22 protein-coding genes are annotated in these 20793 nt (G+C 71.1%); 14 read left to right on the forward strand and 8 right to left on the reverse strand.

Annotated features, from left to right (window positions below):
* The first annotated feature begins 28 nt into the window (after positions 1–28).
* Positions 29–3511: an AfsR/SARP family transcriptional regulator gene (locus tag ACZ4EG_RS37640; protein ID WP_467793819.1), complete on the forward strand. Its 3483-nt coding sequence runs from the start codon at positions 29–31 to the stop codon at positions 3509–3511.
* 60 nt (positions 3512–3571) lie between these two features.
* Here ACZ4EG_RS37640 and ACZ4EG_RS37645 read toward each other — a convergent pair whose 3' ends face one another.
* The 4 genes from ACZ4EG_RS37645 to ACZ4EG_RS37660 form a co-directional block, all read right to left on the reverse strand.
* The gene (locus ACZ4EG_RS37645; protein ID WP_467793820.1) at positions 3572–5260 is read right to left on the reverse strand and encodes a bifunctional 3'-5' exonuclease/DNA polymerase; all 1689 of its coding nucleotides are present in this window, start codon (positions 5258–5260) and stop codon (positions 3572–3574) included.
* A gap of 78 nt (positions 5261–5338) precedes the next feature.
* The gene (locus ACZ4EG_RS37650; protein WP_467793821.1) at positions 5339–6082 is read right to left on the reverse strand and encodes a Clp protease N-terminal domain-containing protein; all 744 of its coding nucleotides are present in this window, start codon (positions 6080–6082) and stop codon (positions 5339–5341) included.
* Between the two features lie 62 nt (positions 6083–6144).
* Positions 6145–6771: a LysE family translocator gene (locus tag ACZ4EG_RS37655; RefSeq protein WP_453547577.1), complete on the reverse strand. Its 627-nt coding sequence runs from the start codon at positions 6769–6771 to the stop codon at positions 6145–6147.
* A 78-nt stretch (positions 6772–6849) separates the two neighbouring features.
* On the reverse strand, positions 6850–7377 hold the full coding sequence (locus ACZ4EG_RS37660; RefSeq protein WP_467793822.1) for an ArsR/SmtB family transcription factor: 528 nt from the start codon (positions 7375–7377) through the stop codon (positions 6850–6852).
* A 57-nt stretch (positions 7378–7434) separates the two neighbouring features.
* On the opposite strand from ACZ4EG_RS37660, the gene ACZ4EG_RS37665 reads away from it, so the two are divergent.
* A complete protein-coding gene (locus tag ACZ4EG_RS37665) occupies positions 7435–8382 on the forward strand; it encodes a S41 family peptidase (protein WP_467793823.1) in 948 nt (315 codons plus the stop codon).
* 73 nt (positions 8383–8455) lie between these two features.
* On the forward strand, positions 8456–9562 hold the full coding sequence (locus ACZ4EG_RS37670; protein ID WP_467793824.1) for a DUF2786 domain-containing protein: 1107 nt from the start codon (positions 8456–8458) through the stop codon (positions 9560–9562).
* A gap of 37 nt (positions 9563–9599) precedes the next feature.
* Here ACZ4EG_RS37670 and ACZ4EG_RS37675 read toward each other — a convergent pair whose 3' ends face one another.
* Together ACZ4EG_RS37675 and ACZ4EG_RS37680 are read right to left on the reverse strand one after the other, a co-directional pair.
* A complete protein-coding gene (locus ACZ4EG_RS37675) occupies positions 9600–10115 on the reverse strand; it encodes a DUF4232 domain-containing protein (protein WP_467793825.1) in 516 nt (171 codons plus the stop codon).
* 37 nt (positions 10116–10152) lie between these two features.
* On the reverse strand, positions 10153–10596 hold the full coding sequence (locus ACZ4EG_RS37680) for a hypothetical protein (protein WP_453547793.1): 444 nt from the start codon (positions 10594–10596) through the stop codon (positions 10153–10155).
* Positions 10597–10824: 228 nt separating this feature from the next.
* Between ACZ4EG_RS37680 and ACZ4EG_RS37685 the strand changes: the two genes are divergently transcribed.
* From ACZ4EG_RS37685 to ACZ4EG_RS37700, 4 genes are all read left to right on the forward strand, one after another.
* Complete coding sequence (locus ACZ4EG_RS37685) at positions 10825–11196, forward strand: VOC family protein (protein WP_467793826.1); 372 nt, start codon at positions 10825–10827, stop codon at positions 11194–11196.
* A gap of 13 nt (positions 11197–11209) precedes the next feature.
* Positions 11210–11554 (forward strand): ArsR/SmtB family transcription factor, encoded by a 345-nt coding sequence (locus ACZ4EG_RS37690; RefSeq protein WP_453547591.1) that lies wholly within the window; start codon positions 11210–11212, stop codon positions 11552–11554.
* Positions 11551–12018 (forward strand): SRPBCC family protein, encoded by a 468-nt coding sequence (locus ACZ4EG_RS37695; RefSeq protein WP_453547593.1) that lies wholly within the window; start codon positions 11551–11553, stop codon positions 12016–12018. The genes ACZ4EG_RS37690 and ACZ4EG_RS37695 overlap by 4 nt, the downstream gene beginning before the upstream one ends.
* 146 nt (positions 12019–12164) lie before the next feature.
* Positions 12165–12434 carry a DUF397 domain-containing protein gene (locus tag ACZ4EG_RS37700; protein WP_390711673.1) on the forward strand — a complete coding sequence of 90 codons (270 nt, stop codon included), beginning with the start codon at positions 12165–12167 and terminating at the stop codon, positions 12432–12434.
* Between the two features lie 95 nt (positions 12435–12529).
* On the opposite strand, the gene ACZ4EG_RS37705 is transcribed toward ACZ4EG_RS37700, so the two are convergent.
* A complete protein-coding gene (locus tag ACZ4EG_RS37705; RefSeq protein WP_467793827.1) occupies positions 12530–13027 on the reverse strand; it encodes an ATP-binding protein in 498 nt (165 codons plus the stop codon).
* Positions 13028–13359: 332 nt separating this feature from the next.
* On the opposite strand from ACZ4EG_RS37705, the gene ACZ4EG_RS37710 reads away from it, so the two are divergent.
* The 7 genes from ACZ4EG_RS37710 to ACZ4EG_RS37740 all read left to right on the forward strand — a co-directional run bounded on the left by ACZ4EG_RS37710 (position 13360) and on the right by ACZ4EG_RS37740 (position 19326).
* Positions 13360–14184, forward strand: a complete 825-nt coding sequence (locus ACZ4EG_RS37710; RefSeq protein ID WP_390711757.1) for a helix-turn-helix domain-containing protein — start codon at positions 13360–13362, stop codon at positions 14182–14184.
* Positions 14185–14349: 165 nt separating this feature from the next.
* A complete protein-coding gene (locus ACZ4EG_RS37715) occupies positions 14350–15810 on the forward strand; it encodes an aldehyde dehydrogenase family protein (protein WP_467793828.1) in 1461 nt (486 codons plus the stop codon).
* A 36-nt stretch (positions 15811–15846) separates the two neighbouring features.
* Positions 15847–16227 (forward strand): VOC family protein, encoded by a 381-nt coding sequence (locus tag ACZ4EG_RS37720; protein ID WP_467793829.1) that lies wholly within the window; start codon positions 15847–15849, stop codon positions 16225–16227.
* 70 nt (positions 16228–16297) lie between these two features.
* Complete coding sequence (locus ACZ4EG_RS37725) at positions 16298–16846, forward strand: DinB family protein (protein WP_453547602.1); 549 nt, start codon at positions 16298–16300, stop codon at positions 16844–16846.
* Between the two features lie 25 nt (positions 16847–16871).
* Positions 16872–17513, forward strand: coding sequence for a PadR family transcriptional regulator (locus tag ACZ4EG_RS37730; protein WP_390711669.1), 642 nt, complete (start codon positions 16872–16874; stop codon positions 17511–17513).
* Positions 17514–17587: 74 nt separating this feature from the next.
* Positions 17588–18562, forward strand: coding sequence for an ATP-binding cassette domain-containing protein (locus ACZ4EG_RS37735; RefSeq protein ID WP_467793830.1), 975 nt, complete (start codon positions 17588–17590; stop codon positions 18560–18562).
* Positions 18559–19326 carry an ABC transporter permease gene (locus ACZ4EG_RS37740; RefSeq protein WP_467793831.1) on the forward strand — a complete coding sequence of 256 codons (768 nt, stop codon included), beginning with the start codon at positions 18559–18561 and terminating at the stop codon, positions 19324–19326. The genes ACZ4EG_RS37735 and ACZ4EG_RS37740 overlap by 4 nt, the downstream gene beginning before the upstream one ends.
* Positions 19327–19363: 37 nt before the next feature.
* On the opposite strand, the gene ACZ4EG_RS37745 is transcribed toward ACZ4EG_RS37740, so the two are convergent.
* Complete coding sequence (locus ACZ4EG_RS37745) at positions 19364–20776, reverse strand: glutamate decarboxylase (protein ID WP_453547611.1); 1413 nt, start codon at positions 20774–20776, stop codon at positions 19364–19366.
* Between the last annotated feature and the right edge of the window lie 17 nt (positions 20777–20793).

Below are 20793 nucleotides of genomic sequence, written 5' to 3' on the forward strand. Positions count from 1 at the left end.
GGGCGGAAATCCGCCATGGACGGCGGGCATGCCGGTGCGGAGCACGGTCGGACGGGACCGGGCGGGAAGGCAGTGGAGCGGCGTGATACGGCGGTGCGGGCTGCGGTTCGGGCTGCTGGGACCACCCGTTCTGTATGACCGAGCGCTGTACGGGATTTCGTACAGCGGTGAGTACGACGCCGACGGCCCCGGCGACGGCGCCGAGAACGACCCGGTCGTGTACGACACCGCCCTCACCCACGACACCGGTGACCGCAGTGGCTCCGGGCCCGCGGTCCGGGCGATCGGCAGTCCCAAGGTGCGCGCGCTGCTTGCCGCGCTGCTGCTGGAGGCCGGCCGTGTCGTCTCGGTCGAGTCGCTCAAGGACGCGCTGTGGGGCGGTGCGCCCCCGGCGTCGGCGCAGGCCTCGCTGCACAACCATGTCGCCCGCCTGCGCCGGCTCCTCGACGAACCCGAGCGGCTGCGGGCCGTGGCGCCGGGCTATCTGCTGCGGGTCGACGAGGGCGAGCTGGACGTCCATGTCTTCGACGCGCGGGTGGCCGAGGCACGGGCCGCGCACGCCCGCCGGGACTGGGCCGAGGTGCTGCGGGCCTGCGCGGCGGCGCTGGCGCTGTGGCGCGGCACGCCGCTGAGCGGGGTCTCCGCCGAACTCGGCGGATACGCCTTCGTGCAGCGTCTGGGGGAGGCGCGGCTGCTCCTGATCGAGTGGCGGTACGACGCCGAGCTCGCCGTCGGCGGTACGCGACTGTCCGGCCTGGTACCGGAGTTGGCGGCCCTGGTCGCCGAGCATCCGCTGCGCGAGGCCTACCACCGCCAGCTGATGCTCGCCCTGCACCGCACCGGCCGCCAGGCCGAGGCCCTCGCCGTCCACCGCGACCTGCGCACCCGTCTGGTCGAGGAACTCGGCATCGACCCCGGCCCGGCGATCCGTGCCGCCCATGTCGAGGTGCTCCGGGGGTTCCCGGCACCGGTCGTCGGGGGAGCGGGCAGCGCGGAGCCGTCGTACGACGGCCGTCCGGGAGCCGTGGCCGTCGAGGCCCGCGCCCAGGTGTCGCCCGCGCCCGAGGAGACCCCGCGGAGACAGCCGTCCGGATCCGATGACCAGAGCCGGACCGGTGACGAGGGCCGGACCGATGACCAGAGCCGGACCGGTGGCGAGGGCGGGGGTCCGGATACGGCGGAAGGCCGGGTGCCCGGTGACAGACAGCCCGCGCCGGCTCAACTGCCTCCGCCGCCCGCGCACTTCACCGGTCGCATCCCTGAACTGCACGAACTGCGCAGCCTGCTCGTCGACCCCAAGGCCCCTGCCGTCGCCGTCATCACCGGCATGGCCGGCGTGGGCAAGAGCGCCCTGGCGCTGCACGCGGCGCATCGGCTGCGGGAACGATTCCCTGATGGCCAGCTGTACGTCAACCTGCATGGTGCCACCCCCGGAGTGCCCCCGCTCGCCCCCTCCCAGGCGCTCGCCGCGCTCCTCCGCGACCTCGGTGCAGAGTCCCGGAGCATCCCCGAACACCCCGACGCGGCCGCCGCGTTGCTCCGCTCCATCCTCGCTCCGACCCGCACCCTGATGGTCCTGGACGACGCTGCGAACGCCGCTCAGGTACGCCCCCTGCTCCCGGCCGGCCCCGGTTGCGCCGTGATCGTCACCAGCCGCTCGCCCTTGACCGCCCTCGACGGCGCCCGCCGCTTTCCGCTCGGGCCGCTGACGGGCGAGGACAGCGCCGCGCTGCTGCGTGCGGTGAGCGGCCGCGACGGGCTCCACGCCGGGCACCCGCTCGTCGGCCTCACCGGGCGTCTGCCGCTGGCCCTGCGGGTGGTCGCCGCCCGGCTCGCCGCCCGCAGCGCGCTCACCCCGGACGTCCTGGCCGTTCAACTGGCCGCCACCGAGGGGCGGTTGCGCCACCTTGAGTACGACGATCTGAGCGTCCGTCGCTCCCTGGCCGTCGCCCACGACGCGCTCGCCGCCTCCGAGCGCGAGGCCGACCGGGACGCGGCCCTCGCCCTGCGCCGCCTCGGCGCGCTCGATCTCCCGGCATACGGCGCACCCCTGCTCGCCCGCCTCACCGGCACCGACGAGCGCCGGGCCGAGGCCGCCCTGGACCGCCTGCTCGACGTGGCCCTCCTGGAGGAGACGGCGTACGGCCGCTACGCACCGCACGACCTGGTCCGCGACTTCGCCCGCGAACTGGCGGGGGCCGACGCCGCCACCGGTGACGGCACCGACGCCGCCGTCGCGGCCCTGCGCTGGTACGCCGCTGTCGCCGAGCGCGCCCTGACCGCGATCGTCGAACCCGGCCTCGACCAGGACGACCGCCGCCACCCGACCGCCGCGCAGCCGCCCGGGCACGCGGCGGACGTGGCGGCCGTACCGCCCTTCGACTCCGCCGAACAGGCCTTCGCCTGGGGCGATGTGGAGCTGGAGAACATCGTCGCGCTGGTGGAGCGGCACGCGGACGCATCGCCGGACGCATCGCCGGTCGAAGCCCCGGACGAAGCCGGAGACGAAGCCCGGGACGCATCCCCGGGCTCATCGCCAGACGTATCGCCGGACGCGCGTCCAAACGCGCGTCCCGACGCGCACCCCGCCGACCCCACGACAGTCGGCGCGCCCGACGGCCGCACGGCCGCCCATCTGTCCACCCTCATCCGCCTCGTCTTCCCGTACGTCCAGCGCCGCGGCCGTGTCGCCGAGATGGAGGTGCTCGGCCGGGCCGCCCTCGATACCGCCCGCAGGCTCGGGGACGAGGCCGCCGAGGCGTATGCGCTGGGCGATCTCGCGGGGCTGCACTTCCTGACCGGCCGGCAGAACGACGCCCTCCGTCTCAACGACCAGGCCCTGGTGATCTGGCGGCACCTCGGCACGAGGTCCTGGATCCGCCGTTGCCTCAACAACCGGGGGCTGCTGCTGGAGGGGCTCGGACGGTACGCCGAGTCCGAGGACGCGCTGCGGCAGAGCCTGGAGTACTCACGGCAGCTGAAGGACCCCTACGGCGAGGCTGTCACCCTCAGCCATCTGGGCAACCTGTACGAGCACACCGACCCCCGGGCCGCCATCGAGCAGCACCGGCGCTCGCTGGCGATCGGGGACGAGATCGGTGCCGTCATCGTGCAGCACTCGGCGCACTGCAACATGGGCTACGCCCATCTCACCCTCGGCGAACCGGCCGCGGCCGCCGCGCACTTCGAGGAGAGCCTGCGCATCCTCGGCGGCCACGGCGACTGGCACGGCGAGTCCCAGACCCGGCTCGGACTGGTCCGCGCACTGCGGCGGCTGGGCCATGCCGAGCGCGCCTGGCACGAGTGCGCGGAACTGCTGCGCCGTGCGGAGGACCGCGCCGATCGCTATATGGGCGGTCTCGCCCGCCACCAGTACGGGCTCCTGCTGCGCGGCCGGGGGTGCGTCGAAGAGGCGAACGGCGAGTGGCGTGCCGCGCTTTCCGCACTGGACGGGACGGACGCGAAGTCGGTCGTGGCGGAACTGCGGGAGCTGCTCGGCGGAACCTGCTGACCGCCGGTCGTCTCCTCGGCCCTCCCGTCGGCCGCCGATTTGCTTGCGGCGGCCGCGGATTCACTTGGCGTCCGCATAGCACTCCACCACCGCCGTGGTGAACGGAAAGCGCACCGGCGTCTCCCCGAAGGTCAGCCGGCCCGCAAGGTCGGCCGCCTCGCGGATCGCCGTCACCACCGTGTCCGCCTCTTCCTTCGGGCAGTGCACGATGACCTCGTCGTGCTGGAAGAAGACCAGCTCGGCCGCCAGGCCGGCGCAGGTCCGGCGCAGCGCGGCGAGCAGCAGCAGGGCCCAGTCGGCGGCACTGCCCTGGACGACGAAGTTGCGGGCGAAGCGACCGCGGGCACGGGCATTGGTGGAGGCATAGCCGGGCACCCACTGCCGCCCGTCGGGCTCGGCCTCCCCGGCCGGGATGCCCGCCTCCTCCGCCGCCGCGTCCTCGTCCGCTCCCGCCGCGGGTGGGCAGGTCCGGCCCAGCCAGGTGCGCACCAGCCGCCCCTCCTCGCCGGCCCGCGCCGCCTCGTCGACGTAGGCCACCGCCTTGGGGAAGCGGCGTCTGAGCGCGGCGAGGTTCTTCAGGCCGTCGCCGGAGGTCTGGCCGTAGACCGCGCCGAGCACGGCGAGCTTGGCCTGGGCACGGTCGCCGGAGAAGGCCCGGTCGGAGACGGCCTGGTACAGGTCGGTCTCCCGCCCCGCCACCTCCATCAGACCGGGGTCGCGGGAGATCGCCGCCAGCACGCGCGGCTCCATCTGGTCGGCGTCCGCCACGACCAGCCGCCAGCCCGGGTCGGCGACCACGGCCCGCCGGATCACCTTGGGGATCTGCAGCGCGCCCCCGCCGTTGGTCACCCAGCGCCCGGTGACCGTACCGCCCGCGAGGAACTCCGGCCTGAACCGCCCGTCCCGCACCCAGTCCTGCAGCCAGGACCAGCCGTGGGCCACCCAGATGCGGTACAGCTTCTTGTACTCCAGCAGCGGCTTCACGGCCGGGTGGTCGATGGACTCGATCTCCCAGCGGCGGGTGGACTTCACCTTGATCCCGGCCTGCGCGAAGGCCTTGATCACATCGACGGGCAGATCGGGCCGCACCCGGCGGCCGAACGCGGCCGACACCTCCTCCGCGAGCTCGGCCAGCCGACGGGGCTCACCGCCGCCCGCATACCGCTCGCCGAGCAGTTCGCGCAGCAGCTCGCGGTGGACGTCCGCGCTCCAGGGCAGGCCCGCGCGGTTCATCTCGGCGGCCACCAGCATGCCCGCCGACTCGGCGGCCGTCAGCAGCCGCATCCGGTCGGGGTGCTCGGCCCGGTCGTGCCGCCGCTGCTGGTCGGCGTAGACCGTGAGGAGGCTATCGAGCGGCAGGCGGGCGCCCTGTGGCTCGAACAGCGGGGACTGCGCGCCCGGTTCGGCGGCGCGCAGCGGTGGATCGGGCGGTACGGGGCCGCCGCGCAGCCGGGCCAGGGCGGCGGCGGCCGAGCGCGGCTCGCCGGACCGCCCCTCGTGGCCCAGCAGGAGTGTCTCGGCGTCCTCGATGTCGTAGCACCGCTCCACTCGCACCCCCGTGGCGAGCAGACGCGGATAGACCTCGGGGGTCGACCGCCACACCCAGCGCGTCACCTCCGGTCGGCCCCGCACCGCCTCGGCGAGATCGTCCTCCCGCCGCACCGGACCGACGGGCAGCCCGTCCGGACCGAGGGGGGCGAGCTCCACGCCACCGTCCTCGGCCGGAGCGAGCGCCCAGCGGTCGGTCATGGTCGCGAGTGTGGCAGGCGGCACTGACAATCCGTCGTGACCTGCGGTTTCAGTCCTCCGAGTGGTCCGCGTTCCGCTTCAGTCCTCCGACTGGTCCGCCGTCCGCGTCTGCACCAGCTGCGAGAGCACCTTGGCGACGTACTGCTCGGTCTTCTGCTTGCTGACGCCGAGGCCGCTGAGGATGCCTTCGCCGTTCTCGTACTCCAGCAGCGCCAGCAGGAGGTGTTCGGTGCCGATGTAGTTGTGGCCGAGGCGCAGCGCCTCGCGGAAGGTGAGCTCCAGCGGCTTCTTGGCCGCGGCGCTGTAGGGGACCAGCTCGGGCACCTCCTCGGCCGCCGGCGGCAGAGCGGCGGACGCCGCCTCGCGGATCGCGTCGGCAGAGACGCCCTGCTCGACGAGTGCCTTGCCGGCCAGACCCTCGGGCTCGGCGAGCAGGCCCAGGACGAGATGCTCGGGCAGGACCTCGGCGTTCCGCGCGGCCTTGGCCTCGTTGTGGGCGGCCATGACCACGTTCTGCGCGCGCGGGGTGTAGCGGCTGAAGCCCTGGCTCGGGTCGAGGTCGGCCGACTCCTTGGGCACGAAGCGCTTCTGCGCCGCCTGCCGGGTGACGCCCATGCTCTTGCCGATGTCCGTCCAGGACGCGCCCGAGCGCCGTGCCTGGTCGACGAAGTGACCGATCAGGTGGTCGGCCACGTCGGCCAGGTGGTCGGCGGCGATCACCGCGTCCTGGAGCTGGTCGAGCGGTTCGGCGTGGACCTTCTTGATGGCCTCGATGAGGTCGTCGAGCCGTACGGATGCCGTTCCGGGAGAGTTCGTCGTCATGTGTCAACCATAGGTTGACACCCTGAGGCCGTCAACCCGAAGTTGACACTTGGTGGGTCGCTCTACTTCGGGGTCGCCGCCAGCCGGACCGCCAGCCCCGCGAACACCGTCCCGCTGAAGATGTCGAGCCCCCGGGCCACTCGCCGGCTGCGCCGCAGCAGCGCGGAGAGCTTCCCGGAGAGCAGTCCGACCGAGCCGTCCACCAGGAGGCCCATGAGCGTGATCGTGACGCCGAGGACGAGGAACTGCTCGCGCACGTGCCCGAGTTCAGGGTTCACGAACTGCGGCAGGAAGGAGACGTTGAAGAGGATCACCTTGGGGTTGAGCAGATTGGTGACGGCGCCCCGCCAGAAGGCCCGGCGCCGCCCCGTGTCCGCCGCCCCGTCCGCCGCGACGGGTGCCGCGCCGCTGCGGAACGCCTTGACCGCGAGGTACAGCAGATAGGCGGCGCCCGCCCAGCGCAGCACGTGATAGAGCGCCGGCAGGGTCAGGAACAGGGCCGACAGCCCGAGGGCCGCGGCGACCGAGTGCACGAACATCGCGCAGGCCACCCCGAAGGCGGCGGTCACCCCGGTCAGGGGTCCGCCCCGGCCGCCCATCGCCACGATGAACATCATGTCGGGGCCGGGCGTGATGCAGAGCGCGAAGGCGGCGATCAGGAAGGCCGCGTAGAGAGATGTGTCCACCATGGCGGCCATGCTCGGCGTCACCCCCCGGAGGGGCGACCGAATTTCGGGGAGCGGGACGCGCTCCGTCCCGGCCCGGGGCTACGGCGACTTCGTGTGCTCGTACATCACCACCAGCACCGAGTGCACCGTCTCCTCGTCCCCGTCCTCCTCGGCCGTGTCGACCAGTTCGGCCAAGGTGTCCCGCAACCGCTGCGCCCGCTCGGGGGTGAGGCGCAGATGCCGGAGCGAGAGCAGCGGGTCCCCGGGGGCGCGGTCCAGTTCCTGGGCGACCGCGCCGAGCAGCGCCGCCGTGCCCGCCGCCTGCGGCTCGGCGACCCGCAGACGCCGGCCGACCCGCCGGTAGTAGTGCTCGGTCCCGCCCCGCACCCGCTGCGTCTCCACGATCCGTACGAGCCCTGCCTCGCGCAGCACCTTGAGGTGGTGCCCGACGCTGCCCTTGGCCACTCCCAGCCGCACCGCCAACTGGCTGATCGTGGCGGACCGGTGGGTCAGTGCGAAGAGCAGCCGCTGCCGCAGGGGGTGGGCGAGTGCGGCGAACTGGTCAGGTGCGGAGATCTCCAGTACGTCCTCGACACCGGCGCCGTTCTCCGGCTCGTGCTCGGTCATACGTCAAGCGTCCAATTCTCTTGACGCTTTTGCAAGCCCGGTGCTGTACTCCCGGCCATGACCACCCTGACCCCCAGCGCCTCCAGCACGCCCAGCACGCCCGACACCACCGGCCCCGCCCCCGTGGCCGACGTCGCCGCCGTCGTCGAGGAGACCGCCCGGCTCGTCACCGAGCACTACGTCTTCCCGGAGGTCGCCGCCCGGCTGGCCGCGCTGCTGCGGCGCCGGCTGGGGGAGGGGGCGTACGACGTCGACCGTGCCGAGGAACTCGGCGCCCGGGTCACCGCGGACCTCCAGTCCGACAACGGCGATCTGCACCTACGCCTCAAGTACCACCCCGAGCGGGTCCCGCAGGGCCAGGGCGAGGCCACGCTGGCCGCGATGCGCCGCCAGTTCGACACCTCGCTGGGCGGCGTCCCGCGCGTGGAACTGCTGACCGGCGGGACCGCGCTCCTCGAACTGGCCCCCGCGCTCTTCCCGCTCGCCTGGTCCGCCGAACCGCTGTCGGCCGCGCTCACCCTGGTCGCGCGCGCCGACGCGCTGATCCTCGACCTCAGGGGGAACCGCGGCGGCGACCCGGAGACGGTGGCCTTCGTGTGCAGCTATCTGCTCGACGAGCGCACACATCTGAACACCCAGTACGCGCGCGTGGGGGAGCGCTACGACCAGTCCTGGAGCCTGCCGTACGTCCCGGGCGCCCGGTTGGGTGGGACCAAGCCGGTGTATGTGCTCACCAGCGGTCACACCTTCTCCGGTGCCGAGGAACTGGCCTACAACCTGCAGCAGTTGGGCCGCGCGGTGATCGTCGGGGAGACGACCGGGGGCGGGGCGCACCCGCGCGAGGGCTGGACGGTCCACCCGCACCTGGAGGCCACCGTCCCGGTCGGCCGGTCGATCAACCCGGTGTCCGGCACCAACTGGGAGGGTACGGGTGTCCGCCCGGACATCCCGTGCGCGGCCGCGGGCGCCCTCGAACTGGCCCTGCGGGAGTCGGCGCGCGCCTGACACTCCAAGGTCGTTGTCCACAGGCTGTGGACGGCCCGGGCGTGCTGCCCGTGGCGCATGGCACGATCGACGGGTGAGCAGTAGCACGACCAGCACCGTCGAGCGGGCCTTCCGGGCCGCCCTCTACGACGACAACGACTCAGGCCTCGACACCGGTGCGTCCCTTCTCGCCGCCGACCCCGCCGCGGACGGCGAACTCGCGCGGCGGGGCGAGGAGTTCGTGGCGACCGCGTGGCGGCGCGGCTGGCAGCCCGCCGACGTCGTACGGCTCGTACGGCGCGAGCTGGACGACGAGCACCTACACCTGGCGGCGGCGCTGATCAGAGCGCAGATGCCGCACGACCGACCGCGCGGCCCCCGCTGGACCGCCCAGCTCGACGCCCTGCCGGACGCCCCGGCGCGCGGGGCCGACCGCTTCTCGCACGCGACCACCGTCCTGGAGCTGTACCGCCTGCTGCTGCGCCTGCCCGCCCTGGAACCCCTGGAGGAGCCGCGCCGTGAGCACCGGCCGGCCTCCCGCATGCTCACCCGCATCCGTGCGCTGCTCGCCAAGGCCGAGGCGACCGGCTTCCCGGAGGAGGCGGAGGCGCTGAGCGCCAAGGCGCAGGAGCTGATGGCCCGGCACAGCATCGACGAGGCGCTGCTGGCGGCGGACGCCCCCGCGAAGGATGCGCCCGGCGCCTGCCGGATCGCTGTCGAGCCGCCGTACGAGCAGGCCAAGGCCGTGCTGCTGCACGCAGTCGCCGACGCCAACCACTGCCGTGCCGTGTGGAACGAGCCGCTCGGCTTCTCCACGGTCGTCGGTTTCGAACCCGATCTGGAGGCGGTCGAACTCCTCTACACCTCGCTCCTCGTGCAGGCCACGCACGCGATGACGAAGGCGGAGGCGGCCCAGAGAGCGGGCGGGCGCAAGCGGACCAAGGCCTTCAGACAGTCCTTCCTCGCGGCCTACGCCCATCGCGTCGGCGACCGCCTCGCGACCGCCGCCGACACCCAGGTCACCGAGGACCTCCTTCCGGTCCTGGCCACCCGGGAGACAGCCGTCACCGACCGCATGGAGCGCATGTTCCCGCAGACCACCACCACCCGGCTGCGCGGGGTGAGCGACGAGGCAGGCTGGACGGAAGGGGCGCAGGCGGCGGACCGGGCCCAGGTCAGGGCTCGTCCGCGGCTGGACTGACCCTGGTCCGTCCGCCGCTCGGCCGTACTTCGGTACTTCAGTCGCCGGCCTGCTGGAAGGCACTCACCGAGGCGTTCGGGGTGCCCGCGCCGCCCTTTTCGGCGACGGGGCCGTACGACCAGGGGAAGCTCATGGCGGTGCCGGAGCCGGGCAGGGTGATCTTCACGTTCTTGGCCTCCAGGCTCGTCGCGTCACCCGCCTTGCCGCGCACATAGCTGATCGTGAAGGAGGCGAAGTCGCCCTTGGCGAGCTTCAGCTTCTGCGCCTTCGCGCCCTGGAGCGCGGGGACCTTGACCGAGGTGCCGCCCGCTTTCAGCTCCACGCCGGCGAAGCCGTCCAGGGTGCACGGGGCGCTCTGGTTGGTGATGCTGACGGGCACCTCGCCCGTGTCACCGGCCGCCGGGGCCACGCTCGCCGTGCCGATCTGCACCGAGACCTTGCCGAGCTCGCAGGCCGAGCCGCTCTTGCCCTTGCCGCCGCTTGTGCCGTCGTCGCAGGCGGTCAGGAGGAGAGCGGCGGTGAGGGCGGTGACGGTGAGCGGAATGGCGCGCATGAGGGGGTCCCTGTCGAGGTCGTGACGGTGCCGTCGGTCAAGAGCCGAGGTTGCCGGTCGGCAGCCCGGACGGCAGCTTTCCGCCCTCGGCCTTGGTGTAGGTCTCCTTGCCGACCTTGCCCGACCAGGTCACCTGCATGGAGTTCTTCGACACCGAGTCGACCATCCCGGTGCCGCGGTCCTTGCTGCCGTCGGTGCAGGTCAGGTGGATCATCTGCATGCCCGCCTCCGCGCCCGCGGTGCCGGTGCACACGGTCCCGCCGGTCGCGAAGAGCCCGGCCTGCTTGTCGGTGACGACCAGGGCCACGGCCTTGCCGTCGGTCGTGGCGAGCCAGCTGCCCTGCAGCTTGCCGGACGAGGAGGTCTTGCCGCCCGTGCCGCCGGTGTCCGCCGTGGACGCGGTCGCGCTCGGGGTGGGGGAGGGACTGTCGTCGGAGCCGCCGCCACCGCTGCACGCGGTCAGCGCGAGCGCACCCGCCATACCCGCGGCCGTGGCCGCGATCCGCACCTTCGTAGTAGCCGAAGTCACTGGAAGCTCCCAAGCTGTAGCCGGTCGGCCGCCCGGTTGGCCGGAACGCCCGCAGCAAGCTACCAGGACTTGCCAAGAGGGTTTCCGGGCGCCGGGTGGGTATTCGCTGAGCACCCCTCGGATAGGTAGGAGATTCCCTACGCTTGACTCGTAGGGAATCTCCTACCTATCGTCCTCCCCATGAACATCACTCATGCCTCCTTCGTCACCCTCCCCGTCACCGATCAGGACCGTGCCCTGTGCTTCTACCGGGACGTCCTCGGGTTTGAGGTCACCGCTGACCTGGACATGCCGCAGGGCCGGTGGCTTCAGGTCGCCCCGCGCGGGGCGCAGACCGTGTTCACGCTCTCGGGGCCGGGGATGGGGGATTTCGAGCCGGGTTCCGGCCGGGGGATCATGTTGGTGACGACCGACGTGGACGCCGACTGCGCCCGGCTCGCCGCAGCGGACGTCGACGTGCAGGGGCCGGACGAGTTCCCCTGGGGCCGTATGGCCTCCTTCCGGGACCCGGACGGCAACGGTCTGATGCTGCTCACGGAGGCTCGGCGCTAGGAAAGGACGGGGCATGACGACGACTGGGGCCGTCGAGGACCGGATCTTCGCGGCGCTGGCCAACGCCACGCGCCGCGAGGTGCTGCGACTGCTGCGCGAGCGGGGGCCCCAGCCCGTCCAGGCCCTGGCCGACCACTTCGACATGCGTCGCCCCAGCCTCTCGGAACACCTCAAGGTGCTCCGAGAGGCCGGCCTCGTCTCCGAGCAGCGTTCCGGCCGGCAGCGCATCTACCGTCTGGAGGCCGCCCCGCTCGCCGACCTGCAGGACTGGCTCCACCCGTACGAGCGGTTCTGGCGCGGGCAACTGAAGGGGCTCGGCGAACTGCTCGACCGTATGCCCGACGATGACCGGTCATGACCGACACCCCGCCCGCGGACGACCTCACCACGATTCGCGTCGACCAGTACCTCCCGCACCCGCCGGCGAAGGTCTGGCGCGCCCTGACGGAGCCGGAACTGCTTGTTCAGTGGCAGATGCCCGGGTCGGAGAATTTCCGCCTCGAGGTCGGACACCGATACCGGCTCACCTCGGTCCCGCGTCCCAACACCCGCTTCTCCGGCGTCGTCGACGTGCAGGTTCTCGCCTACGACAGCGAGCGGATGCTGTCCGTCCGGTGGGCCGATGCCGATCCGGCCAATCCCGCGGACTGGACCATCACGTGGACGCTGGAACACGAAGGGCGTGGTACGCGTCTCTTCCTAGTACATGAGGGATTCGATCCGGACGACCCGGCACAGTTGATGGCGCGGAAGATCATGGACGGGGGCTGGCGTTCGCATGTCCTGCGGGCTCTGGGGCAGACGCTGGAAGAGCTTCGGTAAAGCGGACGTCAAAGCTGTAACCGTAGGAGCACCCCCCGTGCACGTGCATCTGCCCACGCATCTGCACGTGAAGGGGGTTATGATCCGGGTCAGTTGACTACAGCATCCATGGCCACATCAGCCAGTGCACCACCGGGGAGCGACCTGTGGACCGCGACGTTGACAGCGTGTACGGGGGGTACGACGTGTACAACGGCATGGCTGCCGCGCAGCTGGACGGAGTGGCCTGGCAGAAGAGCAGGCACAGCAACTCGCAGGGTTCCTGCGTGGAGTTCGCCCGCCTGCCGGGCGGGGACGTGGCCGTGCGCAATTCGCGATTTCCGGACGGCCCCGCCCTTGTCTATACGCGCGCGGAGATCGAGGCGATGCTCCTCGGCGTCAAGGACGGTGAGTTCGACCATCTGATAGCGAGCTGACGCCGGCCGTTCACTACAGGGACGTGTCGGGGTAATCGCGGCATCACGCCCAGTAACGCGCGTAGAAGCGCGACGTCAGGTGACGCCGCGCTTCGTCATTCGGCCGACTGGAGCCGGAACAGCGCCCAGACGACCTTGCCGTTGAGCGTGCCGGCGAGCGGGTGCCAGCCCCAGCTGTCGCTGAAGGAGTCGACCAGGAACAGCCCGCGGCCCGACTCGGCCGAGAAGTCGTCCGAGGGGCGGGCCACCGGGGTGTCGTGGCTGGGGTCGCGCACCGCGCACACCAGCCGGTCGGTCCAGCGCATCAGGTGCAGCCGCACGGCCGGGGTTTGCTCGGCGCAACACGTGGCGTCGCCCGGCAGCGCATGCCGCAGGGCGTTGGTGACCAGCTCCGAGACGACCAGGCATATGTCGTCGAAGCGGTCGCCCACGTCCCATTGGTCGAGGGTTCTGCGCGTGAACAGCCGGGCTTCGCGCACCGCTTCGTAGCGGGCGGGAAGGGCACAGGAGGCAGCGTTGGACACGGCCGCGGGATCCAGCGGCGGAAGGCCCTGCCGTAACGGCTCGAGCATGGTCGATCCATTCGTCCCCATGCGAGGCACTCCCGGGAATTCGCGGTCGTTGCGATGCAGCGGTGGCGCGGGACCATGGTTTCGGATGCGCACAGCAGATGCAAGGGCAGATGCACGTGCACGAGACCGAATTGAGCAGTCCCGTACCGCTTGTTGGCCATTTTTTCCGCCAACCTCATGCACTTGGCTCACCTGTTGCTTGCTTCATCCTGTGCGGAAACTTTGGCCTCTTTCCGTTTCCGTAACCGGACGAGTACTGCTCGAAGTGTTTTAGTGGCAGACTTCGGCCCCTGAAGACGTTGGGGAGGCTGGCGAACGTGAGCGCGGGAGAGCCGGGATCGGTGGTGCGGCGCATGCTGCTCGGATCACAACTCAGGCGACTGCGTGAGGCGCGGGGGATCACGCGCGAGGCGGCGGGTTACTCGATCCGTGCCTCCGAATCGAAGATCAGCCGGATGGAGTTGGGCCGGGTGAGCTTCAAAACACGGGACGTCGAAGACCTGCTGACGCTGTACGGCATCTCCGACGAGGCGGAGCGCGAGTCGCTGCTGTCCCTCGCCCGGGAGGCCAACGTCGCGGGCTGGTGGCACAGTTATTCCGACGTACTGCCGAGCTGGTTCCCCACCTATGTGGGCCTGGAGGGCGCCGCCTCCTTGATCCGGGCGTACGAGGTGCAGTTCGTGCACGGCCTGCTGCAGACCGAGGACTACGCGCGCGCGGTCGTCCGGCGCGGCATGAAGGGCGCGAGCGTCGCCGACGTCGAGCGGCGCGTGGCGCTGCGCCTGGAGCGGCAGAAGTACCTCGTCTCCGAGAACGCCCCGGACTTCCACATCGTCCTCGACGAGGCGGCCCTGCGCCGGCCGTACGGCGACCGCGAGGTGATGCGCGGCCAGCTCCAGCATCTGATCGAGTTCTCCGAACGGCCCAACGTACGGCTTCAGATCATGCCGTTCAGCTTCGGCGGGCACTCCGGTGAGAGCGGGGCGTTCACCATCCTCAGTTTCCCGGAGTCCGATCTGTCCGATGTCGTGTATCTGGAGCAGCTCACCAGTGCGCTGTATCTGGACAAACGCGAGGACGTGACCCAGTACGAGCAGGCGCTCAAGGAGCTTCAGCAGGACAGCCCGGGGCCGGACGAGAGCCGGGACCTGTTGCGCGGGCTTCTTCAGTTGTCCTGATTCACGCCCTCTTGACTTCACGCGTTCGTTTGCTCAGGTGTCATCTCAACTCACGGCAAACACAAGTACGATGACATGTGATCAGTCTCATCAGACCGATCGGATCGTGAAGTCGATCGGGTGTCCGTCTCGACTGCTTCGGCAGTAAGGGGATCGAGGGATCACATGTCGTCCTGCTTCACCGACCTGGCCGTGCAGTACATCGACGGTGAGTGGCGTCCGGGCACCGGTTCCTGGGACATCATCGACTTCAACCCGTACGACGGCGAGAAGCTGGCCTCGATCACGATAGCCACCATCGACGAGGTCGACGAGGCCTACCGGGCGGCCGCGCGTGCCCAGCGGGAATGGGCCGAGACCAATCCCTACCGCCGCCGTGTCTTCTTCGAGAAGGTCCTGCGCCTCGTCGAGGAGCGGGAGCGCGAGATCACCGAGATGATCATCGCCGAGCTCGGCGGCACCCATATGAAGGCCGGGTTCGAGCTGCACCTCGCAAAGGAGTTCCTGCGTGAGGCGGCCCAGCTGGCGCTGCGCTGCGAGGGGAGATTCCTGCCCTCGCCGATCGACGGCAAGGAGAACCGCCTCTACCGCGTCCCGGTCGGCGTGGTGGGCGTCATCAGCCCCTTCAACTTCTCCTTTCTGCTGTCGATCAAGCCCGTCGCCTCGGCCCTCGCGCTCGGCAACGCCGTCGTCCTCAAGCCCCACCAGGACACCCCGATCTGCGGCGGCACGCTGATCGCCAAGCTCTTCGAGGACGCGGGGCTGCCGCCGGGCCTGCTGAACGTGGTGCTCACCGACATAGCGGAGATAGGCGACGCCTTCATAGAGCACCCGGTCCCCAAGCTGATCTCCTTCACCGGCTCCGACAAGGTCGGCCGGCACATCGCCACCGTCTGCGCCTCGCAGCTCAAGCGCTCGGTCCTGGAACTGGGCGGCAACAGCGCGCTGGTGGTCCTCGACGACGCGGACATCGACTACGCGGTCGACGCGGCCGTCTTCAGCCGGTACGTCGACCAGGGCCAGGTCTGTATGGCGGCGAACCGCGTCCTGGTGGACCGCTCGGTCGCGGACGAGTTCACCGAGAAGTTCGTCGCCAAGGTCAAGACGCTGAAGACGGGCGATCCGAGCGATCCGCAGACCGTCATCGGACCGGTCATCAACTCCCTCCAGGCGAACGCCATCTCGGCCACGATCGAGCAGGCCGTCGCCGAGGGTGCCACGGTCCTGGTCCGCGGCACGACGACGGACAACCTGGTGGAGCCCTCCGTCCTGACGGACGTGCCGACCGACTCCTCCCTGCTGCACAAGGAGATTTTCGGCCCCGTCGCCCTGCTGGTCCCGTTCGACGGTGAGGAGGAGGCGGTCCGCATCGTCAACGACACCCCGTACGGCCTGGGCGGCGCCGTCCACACCGCCGACATCGAGCGGGGCGTGGCGTTCGCGAAGCGGGTCGACACCGGCATGTTCCATGTGAACGACGGCACCATCCACGACGAGCCGCTGGTCCCCTTCGGCGGCGAGAAGCACTCCGGCATCGGCCGGCTCAACGGCGAGACGACCCTGGACGCCTTCACCACCCTGAAGTGGATCTCGGTCCAGCACGGGCGCAGCGAGTTCCCGTTCTGACCCCGGCCGTGGGAGTACGGACATGGGAGTACGGAGATGAAGGTGCTGGCGACGCTGGCGCGCGTGTATGTGGACGACATCGACCGGGCCCTGCCCGCTCTGCGTGAGCTGACCGGCGAGGACGTCCGGTCGCGGTTCCCCTATGGCGGGGTGGAGGTCGTGAGCATCGGCGGCTTCCTGGTCGTCGCGGGGAGCGCGGCGCAGCTCGCCCCGTTCCGGGAGGTCCAGAGCACCCTGCTCGTCGACGGCCTGGACGGTCTCCACGAGCTCCTCGACCGGCACGGCGGGGAACTCGTCTCCGGCCCGAACGAGGTCCCCACCGGCCGCAATGCCACGGTGCGCCACCCGGGCGGGGTCGTGTTCGAGTACGTCGAGCATTCCGTCCGACCCGGCCCCGCCCTTGAGGACAGAAGCTGACCGCAAGGGTCCGTAACGTCATCGGTGTCAGGCAAGGGAAAGCCGTTGGACCCGATGAAAGGGGCCGGTCATGGTCACTCATGTGCGAGCCGAGGCGCAGGGCGACGAGCGGGGGGCGCTGCTCGCCTTCCTCGCGGAGCAGCGCGGGGGCATCCGGCGCGCGGTGCTGGGGCTGACGGACGAGCAGGCCACCAGCAGGCCCAGCGCCAGTGAGCTGTCCCTGGCCGGGCTGGTCAAGCATGTTGCCGAGGTCGAGCAGGGCTGGATCGCCCGCGCCAAGGGCGAGCCGCCGGCGGTCAAGCGGGACGAGTCGAACTGGCACGAGTGCTTCGCGCTCGCCGAGGGCGAGACGACGGCCCAGCAGTTGGCGTACTGGGAGGAGGTCGCCGCGGAGACGGAGCGGTTCGTCCGCTCGCTCCCCAGCCTGGACGACACCTTCCCGCTGCCGAACGACCCCTGGTTCCCGCCGGACGAGGCCGTCTCCATGCGCTGGCTGGTGCTCCATCTGATCCGCGAGACGGCACGGCACGCCGGCCACGCCGACATCATCCGCGAGTCGCTGGACGGGAAGACGGCGTTCGAGCTGGTGGCCCAGGAGCAGGGCACGTCCTGGGGCTGACCCCGCGGGTCATACGCTGGACCGCATGTCAGCGATCCGTCTCCTCGTGCTGGGCGCGGTGCGCCAGCACGGGCGGGCCCATGGCTACCAGGTGCGCAACGACCTGGAGTACTGGGGCGCGCACGAGTGGTCCAACGCCAAGCCCGGCTCGATCTACCACGCCCTGAAGCAGATGGCCAAGCAGGGACTGCTGCACGCGCACGAGATCGCGCCGTCCACGGCCGGTGGCCCGCCGCGCACCGAGTACGAGATCACGGACCGGGGGAGCGAGGAGTTCTTCCGGCTGCTGCGGGAGTCCCTGGTCGCCTACGACCAGAAGATGGACATCCAGTCGGCGGCCATCGGCTTCCTCGTCGAGCTGCCGCGGGACGAGGCGGTGGCCCTGCTGAAGGAGCGGATCCGGCGGATCGAGCAGTGGCGGTCCGCCGTCACCGAGCACTACATCCCCGAGGACGGCCCCGAACAGCTGGGCCACATCGGCGAGATCATGAACCTGTGGGTCCACACGGCCGACTCCGACGCCGCGTGGACCCATGGGCTGATCGCACGCCTTGAGCGCGGCGCCTACACCTTCGCCGGCGAGGGCGAGCCGTTCGTGGGCGTCCTCGCCGAGGGGCAGGAGAACCCGTACGCGACGGGGGAGCGGCATCCCGGGGACCATCGCTAATCAAGTTTGACCAATCGGGGTGGCCGCGTTACCTTCGGGTGGGTAGTCAAGTTTGACTAATAGAGGAGTGGTCAGTGGCCGACACGGCGATCACCGTCGTAGGAGCACGCAAGACATATCGCGGACATGGCGGAAAACAGGCGCTGGACGAACTTGACCTCCAGGTCGCCCGGGGCATGGTGCACGGGGTGCTCGGGCCCAACGGGGCGGGCAAGACGACCCTGGTCCGGATCCTGTCCACCCTGCTGCGGCCGGACGGCGGCCGGATCGAGGTGGCCGGACACGACGTGGTGACCGAGGCCCGCGCGGTCCGCCGGCGCATCGGCCTGCTCGGTCAGCACGCGGCCCTCGACGAGGAGCTGGGCGGCCGCCAGAACCTGGAGATGTTCGCCCGCCTCCACCACCTCGGCGCCCGCCACGCGCGCGTGCGCGCCGACGAACTCCTGGAGCGCTTCGACCTCGCGGACGCAGGCCGCAAACCGGTCCGCGCCTACAGCGGCGGCATGCGCCGTCGGCTCGACCTCGCCGCCTCCCTGATCACCGACCCGGAGGTGCTCTTCCTGGACGAGCCGACCACCGGCCTCGACCCGCGCGGCCGCGCCGAGGTGTGGGCGTCGGTCCGCTCGCTGGTCGGCGACGGTACGACGGTCCTGCTCACCACGCAGTACCTGGAAGAGGCCGACCAACTCGCCGACCGCATCTCGGTCGTCGACCGCGGCCGGGTCGTCGCCGACGGCACACCGGACGAACTGAAGGCGCTCACCGGCGGCGACCGGATCGACGTCGTCCTGCGCGACGCGGGCCAACTGGGCGCCGCCGTCGCGCTGTTGCCGCTGCCCGCCGCGGACGTCTCCGTCGACCCCGACCGCCGTCTGCTCAGTGCCCCGGTCACCGACCGCATGGCGGCGCTCTCCGGGGTCGTACGGGCTCTGGAGGCGTCCGGTATCGAGGCGGCGGACGTCGCCCTGCGTCGCCCGACCCTGGACGAGGTGTTCCTGCACCTCACCGGACGCGACGACCGTACGGACCGTACGAAGGAGGCCGTATGAGCGGCTACGCCCACGCCGTGACCGACTCCTGGACCATGACCCGCCGTGAACTCGCCCACTGGGCACGGCAGCCGGGGCAGGTGCTCGTCGCCGTGGCCTTCCCGGTGATGCTGCTGCTGATGTTCGGCTATCTGATCGGCGGCGGCCGGGGCGTGCCGGGTCACTACGTCGACTACCTGGTCCCCGGCATGCTCGCGCTCACCATGGCCTTCGGCCTGGAGGGCACGATGCTCGCGGTCACCCGGGACCTGGACAAGGGCGTCATCGACCGCTTCCGCTCCATGCCCATGGCCAACGGGGCGGTGCTGGTGGGCCGTTCGGCCGCCGACATGCTCCAGTCGGCGCTCGCGCTCGCGCTGATGACCGGCACGGCGTACGCGCTGGGCTGGCGCGCGCACGGCGGTGCGGGGGCCTTCCTCGGCGCCTTCGGCCTGCTCCTCCTGTTCCGCTTCGCGATGCTGTGGATCGGCATCCACCTGGCCCTGATCGCCGGGAAGCCGGAACTGGTCCAGGCCGTGCAGATCCTGGTCTGGCCGGTCGGCTTCCTCTCCAACGCCTTCGCCACCCCCGACTCCATGCCCGACTGGCTGGGCACGGCCGTCCAGTGGAACCCGCTGTCCCAGACGGCCACGGCGGTACGACACCTGCTCGGCAGCCCCGGCGCGGAACCGGGGCACACCTGGGCGGCGGTCGCCTGGCCACTGGCACTGCTCACGGTGTTCTTCCCGCTGGCGGTACGCCGGTTCGCGCGCCTGAGCCACTAGCCGGCGTCAGCGTCCACCACTGAGTCGCCGGCCGGACTCAGTGGTGGAAGCCGGTGGCTGCCGCCTTGTCCCGGGTCTGGGGATGCGGCTGGCGGCGCAGTTCCGGCAGGAGTCGGTCCAGGTCGTCCAGGAACATGTCGGCCAGGTCGAGGGAGAAGCCGTTGCGGCACACCACCCGCAGGACGGACAGGTCCTCCCGGTTGGGCGGGAAGGTGTACGCAGGCACCAGCCAGCCGCTCTCGCGCAGCCGCCGGGAGACGTCGAAGACGTCGTACGACGTCACGTCGGGGGCGGTGGTGAAGGCGAACACCGGCAGCTGGTCGCCCCGGGTCAGCAGCCGGAAGTCGCCGAGCGCCTCGATCCGCTCGGCGAGCCCGCCCGCCACGTCCCGGGTGGTCTGCTGCACGGCCCGGTAGCCGTCCCGGCCCAGCCGCAGGAACGTGTAGTACTGCGCGACCACCTGGGCGCCGGGACGCGAGAAGTTCAGCGCGAAGGTCGGCATGTCGCCGCCCAGGTAGTTGACCCGGAAGACGAGCTCTTCGGGCAGCGCCGTCTGATCCCGCCACAGCGCCCAGCCGACGCCCGGGTATACCAGCCCGTACTTGTGCCCCGAGGTGTTGATCGAGGCCACGCGCGGGAGGCGGAAGTCCCACACCAGGTCCTCGTCGAGGAAGGGCGCGATCATGCCGCCGGACGCCCCGTCCACATGCACCGGGACGTCGAGGCCGGTGCGCTCCTGGAGGGCGTCCAGGGCGGAGCACAGGTCCGCGATCGGCTCGTACGACCCGTCGAACGTCGAGCCGAGGATGCCGACGACCCCGATGGTGTTCTCGTCGCACAGCTCGGCCGCGGCCTGCGGGTCGAGGTGGTAGCGGTCGCCCTCCATGGGGACCAGGCGGGCCTCCACCTCCCAGAAGTTGCAGAACTTGTCCCAGCAGACCTGGACGTTGACCCCCATGACGAGGTTCGGCCGCACGTCGCGCGCCGGATAGCGGTCGGCGTTGCGCTGCGCCCAGCGCCGCTTGAGCGCCATCCCGGCGAGCATGCACGCCTCGCTGGAGCCGGTCGTCGAACAGCCCACCGCGGCCGCCGGATCGGGCGCGTTCCACAGGTCGGCGAGCATCGCCACACAGCGCCGCTCCAGTTCGGCCGTGCGCGGGTACTCGTCCTTGTCGATCATGTTCTTGTCCCGGCACTCCGCCATCAGGACCCCGGCCTGCGGCTCCATCCAGGTGGTGACGAACGTGGCCAGGTTGAGCCGGGAGTTGCCGTCCAGCATCAGCTCGTCGTGCACCAGCTGATACGCCGTGTTCGGCGCCAGGGGGTTGTCCGGGAGCCGGTGCGTCGGTGGGGCCTCGGTCATGCCGACGACCGGATTGGCCTCGCCGAAGAACGGGTTGATGGACACGGTCCGCTGTTCGTGCTTCTCCGGACCCTTGTGCAGTGCCATGGTCGTGTCTCCTAGGA

The organism is Streptomyces sp. NPDC025638 (assembly GCF_055558775.1).

Bases quoted from the DNA above. Each gene is read 5' to 3' on its own strand.
- ACZ4EG_RS37640 (WP_467793819.1), top strand. From the start codon at position 29: ATGCCGGTGCGGAGCACGGTCGGACGGGACCGGGCGGGAAGGCAGTGG.
- ACZ4EG_RS37645 (WP_467793820.1), bottom strand. From the start codon at position 5,260: ATGACCGACCGCTGGGCGCTCGCTCCGGCCGAGGACGGTGGCGTGGAG.
- ACZ4EG_RS37650 (WP_467793821.1), bottom strand. From the start codon at position 6,082: ATGACGACGAACTCTCCCGGAACGGCATCCGTACGGCTCGACGACCTC.
- ACZ4EG_RS37655 (WP_453547577.1), bottom strand. From the start codon at position 6,771: ATGGTGGACACATCTCTCTACGCGGCCTTCCTGATCGCCGCCTTCGCG.
- ACZ4EG_RS37660 (WP_467793822.1), bottom strand. From the start codon at position 7,377: ATGACCGAGCACGAGCCGGAGAACGGCGCCGGTGTCGAGGACGTACTG.
- ACZ4EG_RS37665 (WP_467793823.1), top strand. From the start codon at position 7,435: ATGACCACCCTGACCCCCAGCGCCTCCAGCACGCCCAGCACGCCCGAC.
- ACZ4EG_RS37675 (WP_467793825.1), bottom strand. From the start codon at position 10,115: ATGCGCGCCATTCCGCTCACCGTCACCGCCCTCACCGCCGCTCTCCTC.
- ACZ4EG_RS37680 (WP_453547793.1), bottom strand. From the start codon at position 10,596: ATGGCGGGTGCGCTCGCGCTGACCGCGTGCAGCGGTGGCGGCGGCTCC.
- ACZ4EG_RS37685 (WP_467793826.1), top strand. From the start codon at position 10,825: ATGAACATCACTCATGCCTCCTTCGTCACCCTCCCCGTCACCGATCAG.
- ACZ4EG_RS37690 (WP_453547591.1), top strand. From the start codon at position 11,210: ATGACGACGACTGGGGCCGTCGAGGACCGGATCTTCGCGGCGCTGGCC.
- ACZ4EG_RS37695 (WP_453547593.1), top strand. From the start codon at position 11,551: ATGACCGACACCCCGCCCGCGGACGACCTCACCACGATTCGCGTCGAC.
- ACZ4EG_RS37705 (WP_467793827.1), bottom strand. From the start codon at position 13,027: ATGGGGACGAATGGATCGACCATGCTCGAGCCGTTACGGCAGGGCCTT.
- ACZ4EG_RS37710 (WP_390711757.1), top strand. From the start codon at position 13,360: ATGCTGCTCGGATCACAACTCAGGCGACTGCGTGAGGCGCGGGGGATC.
- ACZ4EG_RS37715 (WP_467793828.1), top strand. From the start codon at position 14,350: ATGTCGTCCTGCTTCACCGACCTGGCCGTGCAGTACATCGACGGTGAG.
- ACZ4EG_RS37720 (WP_467793829.1), top strand. From the start codon at position 15,847: ATGAAGGTGCTGGCGACGCTGGCGCGCGTGTATGTGGACGACATCGAC.
- ACZ4EG_RS37725 (WP_453547602.1), top strand. From the start codon at position 16,298: ATGGTCACTCATGTGCGAGCCGAGGCGCAGGGCGACGAGCGGGGGGCG.
- ACZ4EG_RS37730 (WP_390711669.1), top strand. From the start codon at position 16,872: ATGTCAGCGATCCGTCTCCTCGTGCTGGGCGCGGTGCGCCAGCACGGG.
- ACZ4EG_RS37740 (WP_467793831.1), top strand. From the start codon at position 18,559: ATGAGCGGCTACGCCCACGCCGTGACCGACTCCTGGACCATGACCCGC.
- ACZ4EG_RS37745 (WP_453547611.1), bottom strand. From the start codon at position 20,776: ATGGCACTGCACAAGGGTCCGGAGAAGCACGAACAGCGGACCGTGTCC.